The sequence below is a fragment of the Pseudoalteromonas sp. UG3-2 genome (assembly GCF_037120705.1).
GTDB lineage: Bacteria > Pseudomonadota > Gammaproteobacteria > Enterobacterales > Alteromonadaceae > Pseudoalteromonas.
This window is the reverse complement of record NZ_JAWLJU010000002.1, coordinates 3,267,940-3,285,556: the sequence shown is the minus strand read 5'-3', so window position 1 is coordinate 3,285,556 and position 17,617 is coordinate 3,267,940. Positions and strand designations below refer to the sequence as shown.

14 protein-coding genes and 5 tRNA genes are annotated in these 17,617 nt (G+C 43.9%); 6 read left to right on the top strand and 13 right to left on the bottom strand.

Features of this window, described 5'->3' with window-relative positions; translation table 11 throughout:
- Positions 1-3 precede the first annotated feature (3 nt).
- Positions 4-849, top strand: coding sequence for a MurR/RpiR family transcriptional regulator (locus R3P39_RS17975; protein WP_336569172.1), 846 nt, complete (start codon positions 4-6; stop codon positions 847-849).
- Positions 850-856: 7 nt separating this feature from the next.
- Here the strand turns inward: R3P39_RS17975 and R3P39_RS17970 are convergent, their stop codons facing one another.
- From R3P39_RS17970 to xerD, 11 genes are all read right to left on the bottom strand, one after another.
- Complete coding sequence (locus R3P39_RS17970; RefSeq protein ID WP_336569171.1) at positions 857-2,014, bottom strand: exo-beta-N-acetylmuramidase NamZ family protein; 1,158 nt, start codon at positions 2,012-2,014, stop codon at positions 857-859.
- 928 nt (positions 2,015-2,942) lie between these two features.
- A tRNA-Arg gene (locus R3P39_RS17965) sits at positions 2,943-3,019 on the bottom strand.
- Positions 3,020-3,150: 131 nt separating this feature from the next.
- Positions 3,151-3,227 (bottom strand) — tRNA-Arg (locus R3P39_RS17960).
- A gap of 133 nt (positions 3,228-3,360) precedes the next feature.
- Positions 3,361-3,437: transfer RNA gene (locus R3P39_RS17955), tRNA-Arg, on the bottom strand.
- A gap of 133 nt (positions 3,438-3,570) precedes the next feature.
- Positions 3,571-3,647 (bottom strand) — tRNA-Arg (locus R3P39_RS17950).
- Positions 3,648-3,670: 23 nt separating this feature from the next.
- Positions 3,671-3,763: transfer RNA gene (locus tag R3P39_RS17945), tRNA-Ser, on the bottom strand.
- Between the two features lie 851 nt (positions 3,764-4,614).
- Positions 4,615-6,165, bottom strand: a complete 1,551-nt coding sequence (gene lysS, locus R3P39_RS17940; protein ID WP_336569170.1) for a lysine--tRNA ligase — start codon at positions 6,163-6,165, stop codon at positions 4,615-4,617.
- Between the two features lie 27 nt (positions 6,166-6,192).
- Positions 6,193-7,291 (bottom strand): peptide chain release factor 2 gene (gene prfB / locus R3P39_RS17935; RefSeq protein ID WP_336569169.1). Its coding sequence is split into 2 segments (ribosomal slippage): positions 6,193-7,215 and positions 7,217-7,291, totalling 1,098 coding nucleotides; the frame shifts between segments, so codons are not numbered across the junction.
- A 195-nt stretch (positions 7,292-7,486) separates the two neighbouring features.
- A complete protein-coding gene (recJ, locus tag R3P39_RS17930; RefSeq protein ID WP_336569351.1) occupies positions 7,487-9,214 on the bottom strand; it encodes a single-stranded-DNA-specific exonuclease RecJ in 1,728 nt (575 codons plus the stop codon).
- 134 nt (positions 9,215-9,348) lie between these two features.
- Complete coding sequence (dsbC, locus tag R3P39_RS17925) at positions 9,349-10,086, bottom strand: bifunctional protein-disulfide isomerase/oxidoreductase DsbC (protein WP_336569168.1); 738 nt, start codon at positions 10,084-10,086, stop codon at positions 9,349-9,351.
- A 77-nt stretch (positions 10,087-10,163) separates the two neighbouring features.
- The gene (gene xerD / locus R3P39_RS17920; RefSeq protein WP_336569167.1) at positions 10,164-11,117 is read right to left on the bottom strand and encodes a site-specific tyrosine recombinase XerD; all 954 of its coding nucleotides are present in this window, start codon (positions 11,115-11,117) and stop codon (positions 10,164-10,166) included.
- Between the two features lie 53 nt (positions 11,118-11,170).
- Here xerD and fldB point away from each other — a divergent pair, with 53 nt between their 5' ends.
- On the top strand, positions 11,171-11,692 hold the full coding sequence (fldB, locus tag R3P39_RS17915; RefSeq protein ID WP_336569166.1) for a flavodoxin FldB: 522 nt from the start codon (positions 11,171-11,173) through the stop codon (positions 11,690-11,692).
- A 309-nt stretch (positions 11,693-12,001) separates the two neighbouring features.
- Here fldB and R3P39_RS17910 read toward each other — a convergent pair whose 3' ends face one another.
- Positions 12,002-12,700, bottom strand: a complete 699-nt coding sequence (locus R3P39_RS17910; protein WP_336569165.1) for a tRNA1(Val) (adenine(37)-N6)-methyltransferase — start codon at positions 12,698-12,700, stop codon at positions 12,002-12,004.
- A gap of 67 nt (positions 12,701-12,767) precedes the next feature.
- Between R3P39_RS17910 and srmB the strand changes: the two genes are divergently transcribed.
- The 4 genes from srmB to R3P39_RS17890 all read left to right on the top strand — a co-directional run bounded on the left by srmB (position 12,768) and on the right by R3P39_RS17890 (position 16,920).
- Complete coding sequence (gene srmB, locus R3P39_RS17905) at positions 12,768-13,985, top strand: ATP-dependent RNA helicase SrmB (protein WP_336569164.1); 1,218 nt, start codon at positions 12,768-12,770, stop codon at positions 13,983-13,985.
- Between the two features lie 555 nt (positions 13,986-14,540).
- On the top strand, positions 14,541-15,521 hold the full coding sequence (locus R3P39_RS17900) for a transposase (RefSeq protein WP_336569162.1): 981 nt from the start codon (positions 14,541-14,543) through the stop codon (positions 15,519-15,521).
- 576 nt (positions 15,522-16,097) lie between these two features.
- The gene (locus R3P39_RS17895; RefSeq protein ID WP_336569160.1) at positions 16,098-16,325 is read left to right on the top strand and encodes a helix-turn-helix domain-containing protein; all 228 of its coding nucleotides are present in this window, start codon (positions 16,098-16,100) and stop codon (positions 16,323-16,325) included.
- Positions 16,318-16,920, top strand: a complete 603-nt coding sequence (locus tag R3P39_RS17890; RefSeq protein WP_336569158.1) for a GNAT family N-acetyltransferase — start codon at positions 16,318-16,320, stop codon at positions 16,918-16,920. Before R3P39_RS17895 ends, R3P39_RS17890 begins: the two co-directional genes overlap by 8 nt.
- Here the strand turns inward: R3P39_RS17890 and R3P39_RS17885 are convergent.
- Positions 16,858-17,604, bottom strand: a complete 747-nt coding sequence (locus R3P39_RS17885) for an SDR family oxidoreductase (RefSeq protein WP_336569157.1) — start codon at positions 17,602-17,604, stop codon at positions 16,858-16,860. The genes R3P39_RS17890 and R3P39_RS17885 overlap by 63 nt on opposite strands.
- Positions 17,605-17,617 lie beyond the last annotated feature (13 nt).

Sequence of the window (17,617 nt, the reverse complement as noted above, 5' to 3'; positions counted from 1 at the left end):
TACATGTCTACATTTGTAAAAATAAAGGCACTGCGCCCCTCGCTCTCAAATAGCGAAGCGAAATTAGCAGACTTTACTCTCAACTCAGGGGAAAAAATACGTGCATTATCCTCGGTTGAACTGGCAAAAGCCGCAGGAGTAAGTCAATCGAGCGTAGTAAAATTTGCGCAAAAGCTGGGCTACAGAGGCTTCCCCACTTTTAAGTTGGCGGTCGTTGATGCTTTGAATGAGCAGGCAGACAACACCCTAGCCATCGATGCACTGATCTCACACAATGATTCAATTGAACTGATTGCCGATAAATTACAACAAAAACAGCAGACGGTGATCTCAGAAACCAGAAAGTTAAACACAGCCAAGCAATTTGAATCTGCCATTCAATTAATAAAAAGTGCCCGTAAAGTGATTGTTTGCGCCTTAGGGAGCACATTTACCATGGCACAAGACTTAACTTGGAAGCTGCAAAAGCTGGGGATCCCAGCCATTGCACAAGTCGATGAGCTCAGTGCCTCAGGTTATTTGGCGACCATGAACAAAGATGATTTGCTTATTGTGCTCAGTAGTAGCGGTGATAGTAAAAGCTTACTCACCCTATCAAATCAAGCGAAAAGCAATGACTGCAAACGCTTAATGATCACCCGCTATGGTAGCCACCCGCTAGTCGAGCTGGCCGATGCCGTGCTTTACTGTACTAGCGATGATGAACCGTTAAAGCACTCAGGGATGTTATCGCGCACTTCACAAGCCTATCTCATTGACGTACTGTTTACGGCGCTCGCGCAATCTAACCTACATTGGCAAAAGCGTGTAGACCGGGCTAACGAAAATATGCAATCCATGCGCTTATAACTTAGCTTTACTGCCGTGGATAAAGTAAATAGGCCTGTCTAAGCTGTAAAAAATCGGCGACATCTTGGCGCCATAGTTGCTGCAACTGGGTTTCATTGGCACCTGCTAGCATAGCCTTTCTTACCGTATCGGTTCCAGCCAATTTATCCATAAAATTGGCAGCCGTAAAAAACTCCATGCCTGCTTGGTTGAAAATACGATATGCGCTGATAAACCAGTGTAAATTAAACCCGGTTACGCGGCTTTTCCTCAGGTCTTGGCCATAGGCAATTTGACCTTTTAATTTAGGGTTAGAGGCGGCACCAATAATGCTTCTCGGTGAGAACGCAAACTCACCTAGCTTAGGGTTGCTATGCCCGTACACTTGAAATGGAAACTCGGTACCACGGCCAACCGACACGGGTGTTGCCTCAAAAAAGCACAGCGATGGGTAAAGGTAGATTGCTTGCTGATTCGGAAGGTTTGGGCTTGGAGGCACAGGCAAACGATACTCAACCTGATCGTGGTACTCCAGCATTGGGATCACGATCAGCTTAAGTTGCTGTTCTGTTTCTAACCACTTTTGTGCAACAATCATTTTGGCCAGCTCAGCAACGGTCATGCCATGGAGCACAGGAATAGGATGCATGCCCACAAAAGAGCGAAACTGAGGCTCTAATACCGGCCCATCTACATGCGCTATATTGGGGTTTGGCCGGTCCAAAACCATAAACTCAATATTGGCGTCGGCGGAGGCCTCCATCGCCAAGTGCATAGTACTTATGTAAGTATAAAAACGAAGGCCAACATCTTGGATATCGAAAACCAGAATATCGACATCAGCTAATTGCTGTTGAGATGGCTTTTTATTTTTGCCATACAAGGAGATGATTGGTAACCCTGTTTTTTTATCTTTACCATCCGCAATTAATGCACCAGCATCTTGCTTCCCTCTAAAACCATGCTCGGGAGCAAAAATTTTCTTCACCGCAATATTGTGCTGCAGCAATAAATCAACCAAGTGCTGCTCACCGACTTTTGAAGTTTGATTGACGATTAAACCGACTCGCTTGCCTTTAAGCTCAGGTAAATAGAGCTCTGTGCGCTCAGCGCCTAGAGTCAGTGCGTGACCATTCCAGCTCAGCGTGATTACAATAATAATAAAGAAAATACTGCGAAAATTCATTGTATTAAACCGTATTGAAACTGAGTACAGGTTAGCAATAATGAAGAGAATGAAAAGTGTTTTTTGAGACAAATGATGGAACTTAGCAAGGTCTAACAGCAGACACAGCCTGCTTTACACTCAGGTTTACCCATTCGGTTAATTTAGTGAGCTAATACCAATTCGCTTAATTAAGCGGTCCATTTGAGGCAAGAAAATTTTGTCGATAACACCGCTCTTGCGTCCTGCTACCGCCAAGGTACTTAAATCCGTGTAGGCAAGGCAAAAATTTTGCTATTTAGTTGTTCTAAATAAGAAATTTTTAACGCAGTAAGCGTCGAATTTGCTCCCTCAAATTGAGCAAGTATTAATGCGGATTGGTATCACTTACGGCAAGAAGTTTTTTACGCCGCAAGCATCAATTTTGTTCTTTCTGATTAAGCCAACCTGGACGCAGGCTGGTATTAGCCATTGGATAAGTACAACAAACTCAGAGCGTACCTTGTTAAGAGCTTTTTAAAGTGGGTGTCTGTTATTTTACCGCGCAGTAAATGCTTAACGACTTTTAATGTGGGTGTCTGCTGTTTTATGGGTGTCTGCTGTTTTATAGGCAGTTGGGTAAGCGCTGCATACTCAGAGCGTATCTTATTGAGCGCTTGTTAAAGTGGATGTCCGTTATTTTACTTCGCAGTGAATTCTTAACGACTCTTGATGTGGGTGTCTGCTGTTTTATAGTTTTATCTGCTGTTTTATAGGCACAAAAAACCGACTTTAAGTCGGCTTGTTTATCTCTTATTTTACCACTTGAGAGAAAGTGGCGGACGCAGGACCAATCTTGTGAAAAGTGAACCTCCGACCGTCTTTATAGTGATTTTCTACTATTCTGCAGGCACAAAAAAACCGACTTTAAGTCGGCTTGTCTATCTCTTATTTACCACTTGAGAGAAAGTGGCGGACGCAGGAGGATTCGAACCTCCGACCGCCTGGTTCGTAGCCAGGTACTCTATCCAGCTGAGCTATGCGTCCGATATAAATTTAGAGTTCTTCAACTACTTCTTTTACACTAAAAGTAAAGTGGTGGATGCAGGACGTATCTTGTGAAGAGTGAACCTCCGACCGCCTGTTTCCGGTTCTTCTTTTTTACACTAGAAGAAAAGTGGCGGACGCAGGAGGATTCGAACCTCCGACCGCCTGGTTCGTAGCCAGGTACTCTATCCAGCTGAGCTATGCGTCCGGTATAAATTTTAAGTTTTTCAACTGCTTTTTTTTACACTTGAAGTAAAGTGGTGGATGCAAGACATGAATTGTAAAGAGTGAACCTCTTACCGCCTGTATCCGTTACCCTTGTTTTACCACTTGGGGAAAAGTGGCGGACGCAGGAGGATTCGAACCTCCGACCGCCTGGTTCGTAGCCAGGTACTCTATCCAGCTGAGCTATGCGTCCGGTATAAATTTTAAGTTTTTCAACTGCTTCTTTTTACACTTGAAGTAAAGTGGTGGATGCAGGACATGAATTGTAAAGAGTGAACCTCTTACCGCCTGTATCCGTTACCCTTGTTTTACCACTTGGGGAAAAGTGGCGGACGCAGGAGGATTCGAACCTCCGACCGCCTGGTTCGTAGCCAGGTACTCTATCCAGCTGAGCTATGCGTCCGTTACAAGATAACCATAATAAAATGGCGGAGGGGGAGGGATTCGAACCCTCGATAGGGCTACAAACCCTATACTCCCTTAGCAGGGGAGCGCCTTCAGCCACTCGGCCACCTCTCCGTCTTGTGGGGCGTATAATATAGCCTATAAAAAATATGTCAAACACTTTTCTTGTTAAAAAGCACCGAATGGTGATAGATTGTGCAGTCTGCCTAGAATCTCAACATTCCCCATATTTTATAGCGATTTTGTAACGGCTTAGCGGAAAAATACCATTAACTCCCCCACTGCTTTTGGCTCTTGAGCGCCACTCAAATAACCCCATAATAATAAACCTGCCGCATGTGAAAGCCGTTTCAAAGCAAGAGAGCTTACTATGCTTTGCATGGTGTTTTGGTTTTAACCATGCTCACGCTAAGAATGGGTGTCTTTTAAAGCTGATTAAGAGGCCTAACTAGATAGACTCAGTTCTGAAACCTTATCGTGGGTGTCTTACTAAGTTCACTAAGTTGTATTCTTAGAGTGGGTGTCATGTAAAATTTATTCGTTGTCGTGGGTGTCTTACTAAGTGCAGTGCTCGACTGCGGTAAACTTAGTTCTTAAACTTTTAGTGGGTGTCTAGGTAAGTTCGTTGGTTTTAACCATGCTCACGCTAAGAATGGGTGTCTTTTAAAGCTGATTAAGAGACCTAACTAGATAGACTCAGTTCTGAAACCTTATCGTGGGTGTCTTACTAAGTTCACTAAGTTGTATTCTTAGAGTGGGTGTCATGTAAAATTTATTCGTTGTCGTGTGTGTCTTACTAAGTGCAGTGCTCGACTTCGGTAAACTTAGTTCTTAAACCTTGTAGTGGGTGTCTAGGTAAGTTTTTCTTAATCAAGCTGGAAAAGTGTCATCGCTCTCTAGGATGGGTCACAAAAGACAAAAAAAGCGCCTTAAAGGCGCTTTTTTGTCTTTATTTGCTAACAGGGTTACTGCTCAGATTGTAACTCTGGACGCATATGTGGGAACAGGATCACGTCTTTAATTGTTGGAGAGTCAGTGAATAACATCACCAAACGATCAATTCCAATCCCCTCGCCTGCTGTCGGTGGTAAACCATGCTCCAACGCGCGAATATAATCAGCGTCGTAATGCATTGCTTCGTCATCACCGGCGTCCTTTTCTTCTACCTGACGAGCAAAACGTGCAGCTTGGTCTTCGGCATCGTTGAGCTCAGAGAAGCCGTTCGCTAACTCACGGCCACCAACGAAGAATTCAAAGCGGTCAGTAATAAATGGGTTTTCATCATTACGACGTGCCAGTGGCGACACTTCCCAAGGATACTCGGTAATAAAGGTTGGCTGGATAAGCTTGTGCTCAGCCACTTCTTCGAAGATTTCACATAGGAACTTACCTGGGCCCCATACGCAGTTTTCTGGCGTCTTAACGTGTACTTTCTTGGCGTAAGCTTTTAGTGCTTCAAAGTGGTTCTCTGGATCTTTGAAGATTTCAGCTTGTGCTTCGGCGTCTGGGCCATATTTTAAAATAGCATCTGCCATTGATAAGCGCTGGAACGGGCTACCAAAATCGTATTCGATGGTTTCTAGTACCTCACCTTCGGCATCTTTGACGGTATTAACAACCGTAGTGGTACCAAGCACATCTTGTGCAACGTTACGTAACATGTCTTCAGTCAGGTTCATCAAGTCATTGTAATCCGCGTACGCTTGGTAGAATTCAATCATAGTGAATTCAGGATTATGACGAGTTGAAAGGCCTTCGTTACGGAAGTTACGGTTAATTTCAAACACGCGGTCAAAGCCACCAACCACTAAACGTTTTAAGTAAAGCTCAGGAGCAATACGCAGATACATATCGATATCTAGGGCATTGTGGTGAGTAACGAAAGGACGTGCCGTAGCACCACCAGGAATTACCTGTAACATTGGTGTTTCGACTTCCATAAAATCACGCTCAGCCAAGAAGTTACGAATACCATTAATGACTTGAGAGCGAATACGGAAGGTTTCACGGGTGTCCATGTTGGTAATTAAATCAACATAGCGCTGACGGTACTTAGCTTCTTGGTCAGTCAGGCCGTGGAACTTCTCAGGTAACGGACGCAAAGCTTTGGTCAGTAACTCGTATTCATTCATGTGAACATACAAGTCACCTTTACCTGATTTATGTAATGGTCCTTTAACACCAATAATATCGCCAATGTCTAACTGGCCGTATTTCGCTTTAAGGTCTTTTTGTACGTCTTTCGAAGCATAGGCCTGAATGCGCCCTTTCATATCTTGCAATACTAAGAAAGGACCACGCTTTGCAAGCAAACGGCCAGCAACAGAAACTTGATGGTCTAGCTCCACCAACTCTTCTTTCGATTTATCACCAAACTTAGCTTGTAGATCGGCTGTGTAATCTTCACGGCGGAATGAGTTCGGGTGGCCATTGGCAGGGCAATTCTCACGGATCGCATCTAGCTTGCCACGACGCTCAGCAATAAGTTTATTTTCGTCTTGATTGTGATCTGTCATTGTTTAGCTCTTAGTTTAGCTTGTGGATTAAAGGCCTGATTTCAGGCTTGCTTCGATAAATTTGTCTAAGTTGCCATCTAATACGGCTTGGGTATTTCGATTTTCAACACCGGTGCGTAAATCTTTGATACGCGAGTCATCTAGTACATATGAACGAATTTGGCTGCCCCAGCCAATGTCAGATTTGGCATCTTCTTGTGCTTGTTTTTCAGCATTTTGCTTTTGCAGCTCAAGTTCAAACAGTTTTGCTTTTAACTGCTTCATTGCTTGATCTTTGTTTTTGTGCTGCGAACGATCGTTTTGACACTGCACCACGGTATTGGTTGGCAAGTGGGTAATACGCACCGCTGACTCAGTCCGGTTTACGTGCTGACCACCAGCCCCTGATGCACGGTATACGTCTATGCGTAAATCAGCTGGGTTAATGTCAATTTCAATATTATCGTCTATTTCTGGGTAAACGAATACAGAGGCAAATGAAGTATGACGACGGCCGCCAGAATCAAATGGACTCTTTCGTACTAAGCGGTGTACGCCAGTTTCAGTGCGCAGCCAGCCATAAGCGTATTCACCGCTAATTTTTACGGTAGCCCCTTTAATGCCAGCCACGTCTCCATCGGTCGCTTCAACAATCTCGGCTTTGAAGCCTTTAGCTTCAGCCCAACGTAAATACATGCGCAGTAGCATATTACACCAGTCTTGCGCTTCCGTTCCGCCGGAACCAGACTGCAGGTCAATATAGGCATCATTGGCGTCTTGATCGCCTGAGAACATGCGGCGGAATTCAAGCTTCTCTAGTTGCGCAACTAGGCCATCCACCTCAGCCTCTGCTTCTTGAAAGGTTTCTTCGTCTTCGGCCTCAACCGCAAGCTCAACTAACCCTTCAACATCATCGGCACCGGCTACAAGATTGTCGATGGTTTCCACAATGACTTCTAGGTTGGACTTTTCTTTACCTAAAGCTTGTGCTTTTTCTGGCTCATTCCAAACCGCGGGGTCTTCTAACTCGGCATTGACTTCTTCTAAACGCTCTTGCTTTAGAGCATAGTCAAAGATACCCCCTGAGCAGCTCTGTGCGCTCGCGAATTTCCCTGATTTGGTTAATCACAGGATTCACTTCAAACATGTACCATTACTCCAGAACTAAAATTGATTACTGTGCATTTGCCACCCCCCGTATGCGAGGATATGGCTTGTGTTGACCCAAATGTCAGCGCCACAGCTTTTATATAAGCGCACAATAGTATCAAATAATCGCCGCGTATAGCATCCCTTTAAGGTGGAATTTTCTGGCTTTTTTAGCCCCTATGCCAGTCTAAATTTACGTTTGCGCCTGAAGCTCACGAACAATCAGTTGTAAGGTATATTTGCCGCGAAATTCATTAATATCGAGCTGATAAGCGACAAGCGCATGGTTTGCTTGGTGATTAGGCCAAGCCCTGACATCGACATTAAAAGCAATAGCATCGACTAAACGGCCAGAAGAATGCTTTAGCACCAACTTTAAATGTTTTTCACCAACAATACGCTGCTGCACCAATTCGAAAACACCTTGAAATACCGGCTCGCTAAAATGCTGTCCCCAAGGGCCGGCTTGCTGTAATTCATAGGCAAAATCCATTGAAAAACACTCTGGTGGTAATTCACCATCGGTGAGCAAAATACTTTGCTTGGCCTCTTCCGACAGCGTACTGCTCACCTGCTCGGAAAAGATCTGTTTAAAGCGGCTAAATTCCGATTCAGGAATGGTAAGTCCGGCAGCCATAGCGTGACCACCAAATTTGACAATTAGACCCGGATGTTGGGTATTGATTTGCTCCAATAAATCACGCATATGCAGCCCTTCAATAGAGCGACATGAGCCTTTAATTTCGCCATTATCACCTTGCGCAAAAATAATGGTAGGTCGGTGATACTTTTCTTTCAGTCGCCCTGCCAGTATGCCAATAACGCCTTGGTGCCAATCATCTTGATAAAGACACAAGGCATCGGGCACTTCTTGGTTTTGTAAGACAATCCGCTCAAGCACAGCTTGTGCTTCTTGCTGCATGCTTTGCTCAATCTCACGCCGCTCCACGTTCAAGCTGTCGAGCTCTGCGGCAATACGCCTTGCCTGGTGGGTGTCTTTTGCTAACAGGCATGCGATACCTAAACTCATATCATCTAAACGGCCCGCGGCATTCAGCCTAGGGGCCAATGCAAAGCCAAAATCACTGGCATTAAGACGCGCATTATTGCGGTTGGCCACTTCAATCAATGCTTGTATGCCAGGGCGGGTTTTGCCGCTACGGATCCGCGCTAACCCTTGGTGTACTAAAGTACGGTTATTGGCATCTAAGGCAACCACATCTGCAACTGTGCCTAAGGCAACAATGTCCAATAATGACGCTAAGTTTGGCACTGCTATTTGTTGCTTGGCAAAGTAGTCAAGGCCGCGTAGGTGGTGGCGCAGCGCAATAAGTAGGTAAAAGGCAACGCCGACACCGGCAATGGCTTTGGAGGGAAAACGGCAGTCAAAGCGGTTAGGGTTCACAATGGCATCGGCATTAGGCAGCTGCTCTCCTTGCAAATGGTGATCGGTAACAATAACCTTAATCCCAGCTTGCTTAACAATGTCAATGCCCGCGATACAGGATATGCCATTGTCGACCGTGATCACTAAATCGGGTGCCAGTGACACAATGTGCTGGGCAAGTGCAGGACTCAAGCCATAGCCTAGGCTAAAACGATCGGGAACTAAATAATCAACTTGCTGGAAGCCAAATTGTGGCAACCCTTCCATTAACACTGCGGTGCTTGTGGCACCATCGGCATCAAAGTCGCCCACAATTAATATTTGCTGTTGTTGCTCAAGGGCCGCTGCGAGGATTTCAGCTGCTAGTTCAATGTCCTTAAACAGCTTAAAATCATGTAGAGTCGCAGCACTGTTGTCTAACTCAGTGGCCGACTTGACCCCTCTGGCGGCGTAAAGCTGTTTGATAACAGGGTGAAGTGAATCGGGTAAATGACTATCGTCGACTCGAACTCTGGGTTTAATTTCAGTATGCATGGGCTCTTCACAAACAAAAAAGGCCATACAGGCCTTTTTTCAATCCACGATAACGACGTGGATACGCTATTTCTTATTGTTGCTATCTTAATGGCTTTAAACAATAAACGCCACCAAGCAACAACGGTTAAGCACTAAGACTGATTGTTTTTTGCATCCAGCATTTGGGCAATGGCAGCCGCAGGTTGGTAACCTGGTATCATCGCACCGTCTTCTAGGATAATGGCTGGTGTACCTGAAATACCAAAGCTTTGACCAAGCTGATAATGCTCAGCAATTGGCGCACTGCAGTTTTCTACTTCTTTCACTTCAGCGCCGGCTTTAGCCTCTGTTAATGCGGTTTGCGCGTCATCAGCGCACCACACATTTCTTAGGTCTTCATAGCCGTTACCACGTAAGCCACCGCGTGGGAAGGCAAGATAGTTTACGGTGATCCCAGCGGCTAGATAATCTTCTAGTTCGCGGTGTAATTTACGGCAGTAGCCACAGGTAATATCAGTAAATACGGTGATCTGGTGCTTTTCATTTTCGGCTTTATACACAATCATAGAGTCTTGGTACTCAGCAATGCCTTGTTTACGTACTTTGCCCAGCGCTTCTTCAGTAATATTACGACGGTTATCAAGGTCGATCATGGTACCTTGAATTAAGTATTTGCCGTCGCTACTGGCGTAAAAAACACCTTTATCCGTGATGACCGTTTTTAACCCTGCAAGCGGGCTGTCTGAAAGCTCTTTGACTTTTAGCCCTAAGCCTTGGAACTGAGTTGTGATTGGATCAGGTTGTGTCATCGGTGTCACTGGAGCCTCTGATGACTCAGCAAAAGCGCCAAAGCTAAGTGCCATTGACGCGGCAAGGATCAATTTCTTCATTCTGCTCTCTTTAAATCTTTTACTCTCGATTACTCACTAAGACCGGAGTAACCATAAATAATTCCCAGCACAATGTTTTATGCTCTTGGGTGATGCTGCTGGTGCAAGCTTTTTAGGCGCTCGCTGGCAACATGCGTATAAATCTGAGTGGTCGACAAATCGCTGTGGCCAAGCATCATTTGCACGACCCTAAGATCAGCGCCATGATTCAATAAATGTGTTGCAAAAGCATGACGCATTGTATGTGGCGATAATGGCGACTTTACGTCTGCCAAAATAGCATAGTGTTTTATCCGATGCCAAAAGGTTTGTCGTGTCATGCCCACACCGCGTTTGGATGGAAAGACAAAATCGGTGGCGTGTTTGACCATTAAACTACGCCCTTTTTTAAGGAATTGTTCAATCCAGTGCAACGCTTCTTCTCCCATGGGAACCATGCGCTCTTTACCACCTTTACCGCGCACCAGCACCACCGCTTGACGCAGATTGATTTGCTCCATTCTTAACCCCACCAGCTCAGTAACGCGAAGCCCGGTGGCGTACAGTAACTCAAGCATGGCTTTGTCTCTTAACCCCATAGGGTCATCGCAATCTGGGGCATTGAGCAAAGCTTCGACTTCTTGCTCCGATAAGGTCTTAGGTAATGACTGCGTTGTTTTAGGCTGCGCAATAGTCTCAAGGGGGCTAAAGGGAATTTGCTGTGCCCGCTGCCAATATAAATAAAATCGCTTTAAAGCACTGATCGCTCGGGCATTGCTGCGTGATTTTAAACCGGAGTCGATACGAAACGCCAAATAGGACTCAATATCTTGGCTACTTACTGCAAGCAAGTCATCTGTTTTTTGCACCTCCTGCATAAAGCGGCGAAACTTTTCAAGATCGTTACGATACGCTGCAATGGTGTTTTCGCTAAGCCCCTGCTCTAAAAATAACGCATCTAAAAAGATTTCGATGCACTCGCTGCTGTTTTGAGGGGTAGAAGTTTGATGCTGTTCGCTCACCGCGGTACCTGTATAATTTAATGGCGTCATGTTGTAGACTTGCGCTTTATATAATACCAGTCAAATTGAAAGTGATAAATACAATGCAAATTGGCTTATTTTACGGCTCCACGACTTGCTACACCGAGATGGCCGCAGAGAAGATTCAAGAAATCATCGGCAAAGACAGCGTCACCTTGTTCAATATCAAAGACGAACCGCTCGCCAAGGCTGAGCAGTTTGATTTTTTGATCTTTGGTATTTCGACTTGGGACTTTGGTGAGTTGCAAGAAGATTGGGAATCGCATTGGGACGATATTGACCAAGTTAACCTCAGTGGTAAGGTGATTGCCCTTTATGGCATGGGCGATCAGCAAGGTTATGGCGAATGGTTTCAAGATGCATTAGGCATGTTACACGATAAAATAGCCCCACAAGGCGTGCAGTTTTTGGGCTACTGGCCAAACTCCGACGACTATGAATTTGAAGCGTCTAAAGCACTCACTGAAGATAAGTCTCAGTTTGTGGGACTGGCACTGGATGAAGACAGTCAGTACGACATGAGCGATGAGCGCATTGCCACATGGATAGAACAAGTGATGACCGAGTACAGTGAACTAGACTGATTTCTTGTATGAAAAACAGGCAGCACTTTGTTGCTGCCCTGCTTTTATGACCTGTATGCCCTCCAATTAGCGAAGACACCCACCTAAAAGTGAATAAAAACACATCTATGCCAAAGCTTTAATTCAGAAATTATAAAGACACCCACTTTTTTTACAAAGCCTACCTTTAGTATAAGTAAAATAAGCTGTCTTTACATAAAAGACACCCATATGAAAAACCAAACCATACCCAATTAGAATTAGCGAAGACACCCACCTAAAAAGTCAAACCATACCTTATACGGATACCAATAAGACTTTATGCTGAAACTACATTTTTAAGTAAAACTCACGACAAAGCGCCACGTAATCATCACTATATTGATTCTTATGATCGTAAATAGTCAGCTCAGTGCTTTCACACTCTCCTCGTACTTTTGAGAAATATAGGAGACACCGTGATACCGCTTTCTTGGGCGTGGCTTTTACCTCACAGCGCTTGATAACAAAGACACCCACTTTACTTGCTACTTCGCATATGTGTTCACTTTCGTATAAAGGTAAAATGATAGCTAAGTGACCATTTGGATTAGTTAACTGCTTAAATGCCTGTAAAAGCTCCAGAAAGCTTAATGAATCGGTATGCCTTGCACGGCTACGTTGCGGCGTTTGAGCTTTTAAACTGTCATTAAAATAAGGAGGGTTTGAGATCATTAAATCAAAATTACCGTGCGTATCAAACTTTTGAATAGCACAGTGATGAAGTTGAATATCAGTCCATGGGCTCTGAGCTATGTTCTGCTTAGCATCGAAAATAGCCTCATTGTCTAGCTCAACAGCATGGATTTCACTTCGGGGAGCCCGCTGTTTTAGCATTAAAGCTAATAACCCAGTGCCACTGCCAACATCAATAATTTTGCCAGCGCCATTCAATGGTGCCCACGCACCCAATAAAATACCATCGGTAGATACTTTCATAGCAGCATGGTTTTGACCAATAATAAATTGCTTAAATGCAAACTGAGACATTCAACACCTTTGAGAAAATGCAATTGCAACGTATAATTCCGCTATTGTCCTTTATTTGTGATGCACTATGCAATTTACTGAATTTGATTTAGACGGCAAGCTGATTAATGCGATTAAAAAAATGGGCTTTGAAACCCCAACAAGCATTCAACAGATGGCCATTCCAGAAGCGTTGATAGGAAGAGATATTCTCGCCAGCGCCCCTACCGGAACAGGTAAAACCGCTGCATTTTTGATCCCCGCGATTCAGTATTTGCTTGACTTCCCGCGCAAGGATCCTGGTTTTGCCCGAGTATTAATAATGACACCAACTCGTGAATTAGCCTATCAAGTTCATGAACAATGCCAAGCACTGGCTGCGGGAGTGAATTTAAAAATTGGCGTAGTGACTGGCGGGATTAACTACGGTAGCCATAAAGAGATATTTGAAAAAAACAATGACATCTTGATTGCTACCCCAGGCCGGTTAATGGAATACCTAGAAACCGAAAACTTCCACGCTGAAAACGTCGAGCTACTCATTTTAGACGAGGCCGACCGCATGCTAGACATGGGCTTTAGAAAAGAGATGCTCCGTATCTGCTCTGAAGCGGTAAATCGACGTCAATGCTTTCTGTTTTCTGCCACACTTGAAGGAGAGAGTGTTGAGAGATTTGCAGAGCGCATTTTGCAAGACCCGGCATTACTCGAGGCAACCCCATCTCGCAAAGAAAAAGGCAAAATCCATCAATGGATTCATTTGGCTGACGACTATCAGCACAAAGTTAATTTATTAGCTAATATTCTTGATGACGAAGAAGTCACCAAAGCCGTAGTGTTTGTGAAGACTCGCGAACGCCTAGAAACTCTGGTTGGAGAACTTTTTGCTAAAGGTATTAAAACAACTTGGCTGCGTGGGGAAATGCCACAAGACAAAAGAATGACAGCAATGGCCAGCTTCCACAGTGGTAAAACTAAAATTTTAGTTGCCACGGATGTTGCCGCCCGGGGTATCGACGTCGCAGATATCAGTCATGTTGTAAACTTTGATATGCCTCGCACGGCAGATATTTATGTCCACCGAATTGGGCGTACAGGTCGTGCTGGTAAAAAAGGCACTGCTATATCGTTAGTTGAAGCCCACGACGCTGAAATTCTAGGTAAAGTGGAACGTTATACAGACCAAAAGTTAAAGCGCCGAGTTATTAAAGGCTTAGAGCCGAAACATAAAGAAGCTAAAGCGCCGAAAAAGAAAAAAGATCCGGCAAAAATTAAAGCCAAGAAAAAAGCGAAAAAGAAGAAGTAACCGCTTCGACTAATAAAAGCCAACTCTTAGGGTTGGCTTTTTAGTTAATAAGGCGCTTTACTTTTTAACGATGATAAGTGGATCAACCAAAATAAACCGACTTAGACTAGTCCTGTCAGTAGAGTGCTTAGAAACCACAAAAGCGCAATGCTAAATACCTTCGAAAATCCCTTTACTACCTGTTTTTCCTATAAAAGTTATGCGGGTTAATTAAAAAAATAACACCGCACATCAAGCCTAGACATTCAATATTTACTACTCAAAGTTGAATGTCAATTAGCTCTATCACGGAAAGTTAAAAATGGTTCAGAAGAGTTACACTTTAGCTTTGGAATGTTTTTTTTAAAGTTTAATTTTGCGACAACCAAGGTGTAGCTCATTTATATTCAGGCAATCACATACCATATAACCAGCTTCAGATGACACCCACCACACCAAGCTTTAACTGACACCCAAAAGCTTTAACTGACACCCAATGTAAGGTTTGAATAGTTTGTTACTTGGTTAATCTTTGTCTATATTAAAAGTTGTACTCAAGGACTGAGGATAGTAATTATGGCTACTGCCCGAAAAAGACAAATTAGCTTAGTCGATACCAAATATTATCACTGCGTTTCCCGCTGCGTAAGACGAGCTTTTTTATGTGGCAAAGACTCCCTGACAGGTAAATCCTATGAGCACCGCCGAGACTGGGTTGAGCAAAAGCTAGCTACACTTACCAAAGTTTTTTGTATCGACATTTGTGGTTATGCAGTGATGAGCAACCACACTCACCTCGTATTACATGTTGATGATAAAAGAGCAAAACGTTTAGCGGCCAGAGCAATCGTAATTCGCTGGCATAAGCTTTTTAAAGGTAATTGGCTCACCCAGAAATTCATTAATAACGAAGCACTAAATGAATCTGAGCAATTGATACTTGATAGGACGATTAACGAGTATAGAAACCGACTTGCGAGTATCAGTTGGTTTATGCGCTCTTTAAATGAAGACATTGCCCGGCGAGCGAATAAAGAAGATGACTGTACCGGGCGATTTTGGGAGGGCAGGTTTAAGTCTCAGGCGTTATTAGATGAAGCCGCCCTTGTTGCCTGTTTAGCTTATGTTGATTTAAACCCTATTCGGGCAAAGCAAGCTGAATCACCCGAAACGTCAGACTATACAAGTATAAAAAATCGTATTGACCACGCGAGATTAGGCAAGCAACCCAGAAGCTTGCTGCAATTTACAGGGAGTCAAAGCAACCACATTCTTAAAGGTCTACCATTTACACTTAATTATTATATTGAGCTTGTTGAATTTACTGGTAAGAGCCTACGCCAAGACAAGCCAGGCTTTATTAATGAATCTCAACCAATTCTGGCTAGGTTAAATATCGAACCAGCAAACTGGATAAAACTCACTACACAGTTTTCTAGAGCTTTTCACGGAGCTGTTGGGCGGCCTCAAGCAATTACTAACTACTGCGTAACACTAAATAAAAAGCGGCGACCCAACATAAGTAACTCTCAGCTTATGTTAGCTTGCTCGGCCTAAAAGCATTTAAACTAGTAACAAGCCTATGCACACAACCTCGCATGTAGGTTTAGATAACTGATACTTGTTGATTGGCAGTTACGTTAATCATTTACTATTGGTTTGATGCTATCTCTGTAACCCTCTATAAAACTACAGTTTCCTAACACCACTCCTTAAAAAGGTAGTTTTTTAAAGGTGGGTGTCATTTAACCTCTTTTGTTCAGTATAAGTGGGTGTCTGTTTTGATAATTTTAACGTAAATATCTAAAGGTGGGTGTCAACTGTATTACCTATTTAAAGGTGGGTGTCAACTGTATTACCTGATCATCTCGGTGCAATTTCTCGGTGCATCTCCCTAAAACTGTGCATGTTAAAGCATTAGAACAGGCTTAATTTTTTATAAGTAATTGAAATTTAAGGCCTTAAATTCTTGGCACAGTTTTTCCTTATATCTCCTCGATATTATTCACAGCAATGGAGACGCACCATGTATACGCTCTATCAAACTATGTATTTATTGTGGTATTTAGATGTCAGTGTTTGGCCGGTTCATGACACTTCAACTAAACGCAATAGCGCTAAGGAGCAAGCATAATGGCTTTATCAAAAATCGAAACCGCATTGCACGCGGTTAATAATGGCATGTTAACTCCCTCGCAAGCCGCAAACACTTACCATGTTTCTAAACGCAGCTTGTACGAGGCATTAAGGCAGTCAGCTAAAGGGCAGCAAAATCGATGGCAGCGCTTAATGCATGAAAAAGTAAAGCTTGAGCAGAGCCTAGCGCAAATAAACAAGGAGTTAACACAGTACTATGCTTAGTTCAGAGGTCTGCTACCAAGCCATTCGATCTCCTGATCTCACTTTACAGCAAGTTGATTGTATCGCTTTGTCTAATCAGCTTTGTACACTTACTGAGGAAGTGCTAGAGCAAGGAGCATCGATTGGCTTTCTTAACACCACAAGCCGGCGAGAAATAACCAGCTATTGGCAGCATGTTATCGAACAAGTATCACAGTCACATAAAATATTACTATTAGCTAAGTTGGCTGAGGCAATTATTGGGTGTGTGCAGTTATCAATGAACCATAAACACAACGGTCTGCATCGGGCAGAAGTGGAAAAACTACTGATCTCTCCTTGCTTTCAACGTCATGGCATCGCAACCATTTTAATGCAAAAGCTCGAGGATGAATGTCGCAAGCGGCAGGTATCTTTATTAGTACTCGACACCCAAACAGGCTCAAGCGCCGAAGTATTTTATAATCAAATAGGTTATCGTCTGGTAGGTCAAATCCCAGATTATAGTATTGATAATTCAGGCTGTTTTCACGCCACTAGCTACTTTTATAAGTTACTTGCCCCCAGCCAAATCAATAAAACTCCCTGTGGCGAAGCTCGCTTCACCGCTGAGTAACCAAGCAATGGCTGTAGCAACCTCGTCAGGCTGACCGCCGCGCTGCAATGGCAATAAGTGGGCTACTCTATCTACCCTATCAGCTTCACCACCATCAGCATGAATATCGGTGTAAATGCAGCCAGGCCTAACACCATTCACCCTGATTTGCTCTGGCGCTAACTCAAGCGCAAGGCCTTTAGTAAAACTATCAATTGCGCCTTTTGCTGCGGCATAGTCAACATACTCGTTGGCACCGCCAAGGTATGATGCTGCAGATGACACATTAACCACAGCACATTGTGCGGTATTGCCACTGCGCCGCATGTGTTTCAGTGCTTCTCGTGCACAAATAAAGTATGGCGTAACATTGTTACACAGCATTTTATTAATTCGCTCGGCGCTCATCTGCTCCACACGTGATTGGGTGTCTAACACACCGGCGTTATTAACCAAGTGGGTCACACATCCTAACTTTTCCTCTATTGTGCGAAACATTGTCACTACGGCTGCTTCGTCAGTAATGTCGGTTTGAATTGCTAGGGCATTACCGCCCGCAGCTTGAATATCATCAACCACTTTGTTTGCTGCCACAGCATTTTGTTTGTAATTAACCGCGACAACAAAACCGCGACGACCCAACAGCTTAGCGGTAGCTGCGCCAATTCCGCGGCTAGCGCCAGTGATTAATGCCACTTTTTGCATTTTTTCTTCCTTG

What these genes read in the sequence shown, in the direction of transcription:
- R3P39_RS17885 (WP_336569157.1), bottom strand. Translation starts at nt 17,604, where the DNA reads ATGCAAAAAGTGGCATTAATCACTGGCGCTAGCCGCGGAATTGGCGCA.
- R3P39_RS17970 (WP_336569171.1), bottom strand. Translation starts at nt 2,014, where the DNA reads ATGAATTTTCGCAGTATTTTCTTTATTATTATTGTAATCACGCTGAGC.
- R3P39_RS17895 (WP_336569160.1), top strand. Translation starts at nt 16,098, where the DNA reads ATGGCTTTATCAAAAATCGAAACCGCATTGCACGCGGTTAATAATGGC.
- recJ (WP_336569351.1), bottom strand. Translation starts at nt 9,214, where the DNA reads ATGCATACTGAAATTAAACCCAGAGTTCGAGTCGACGATAGTCATTTA.
- xerD (WP_336569167.1), bottom strand. Translation starts at nt 11,117, where the DNA reads ATGACGCCATTAAATTATACAGGTACCGCGGTGAGCGAACAGCATCAA.
- R3P39_RS17900 (WP_336569162.1), top strand. Translation starts at nt 14,541, where the DNA reads ATGGCTACTGCCCGAAAAAGACAAATTAGCTTAGTCGATACCAAATAT.
- R3P39_RS17975 (WP_336569172.1), top strand. Translation starts at nt 4, where the DNA reads ATGTCTACATTTGTAAAAATAAAGGCACTGCGCCCCTCGCTCTCAAAT.
- srmB (WP_336569164.1), top strand. Translation starts at nt 12,768, where the DNA reads ATGCAATTTACTGAATTTGATTTAGACGGCAAGCTGATTAATGCGATT.
- R3P39_RS17890 (WP_336569158.1), top strand. Translation starts at nt 16,318, where the DNA reads ATGCTTAGTTCAGAGGTCTGCTACCAAGCCATTCGATCTCCTGATCTC.
- lysS (WP_336569170.1), bottom strand. Translation starts at nt 6,165, where the DNA reads ATGACAGATCACAATCAAGACGAAAATAAACTTATTGCTGAGCGTCGT.
- R3P39_RS17910 (WP_336569165.1), bottom strand. Translation starts at nt 12,700, where the DNA reads ATGTCTCAGTTTGCATTTAAGCAATTTATTATTGGTCAAAACCATGCT.
- fldB (WP_336569166.1), top strand. Translation starts at nt 11,171, where the DNA reads ATGCAAATTGGCTTATTTTACGGCTCCACGACTTGCTACACCGAGATG.
- dsbC (WP_336569168.1), bottom strand. Translation starts at nt 10,086, where the DNA reads ATGAAGAAATTGATCCTTGCCGCGTCAATGGCACTTAGCTTTGGCGCT.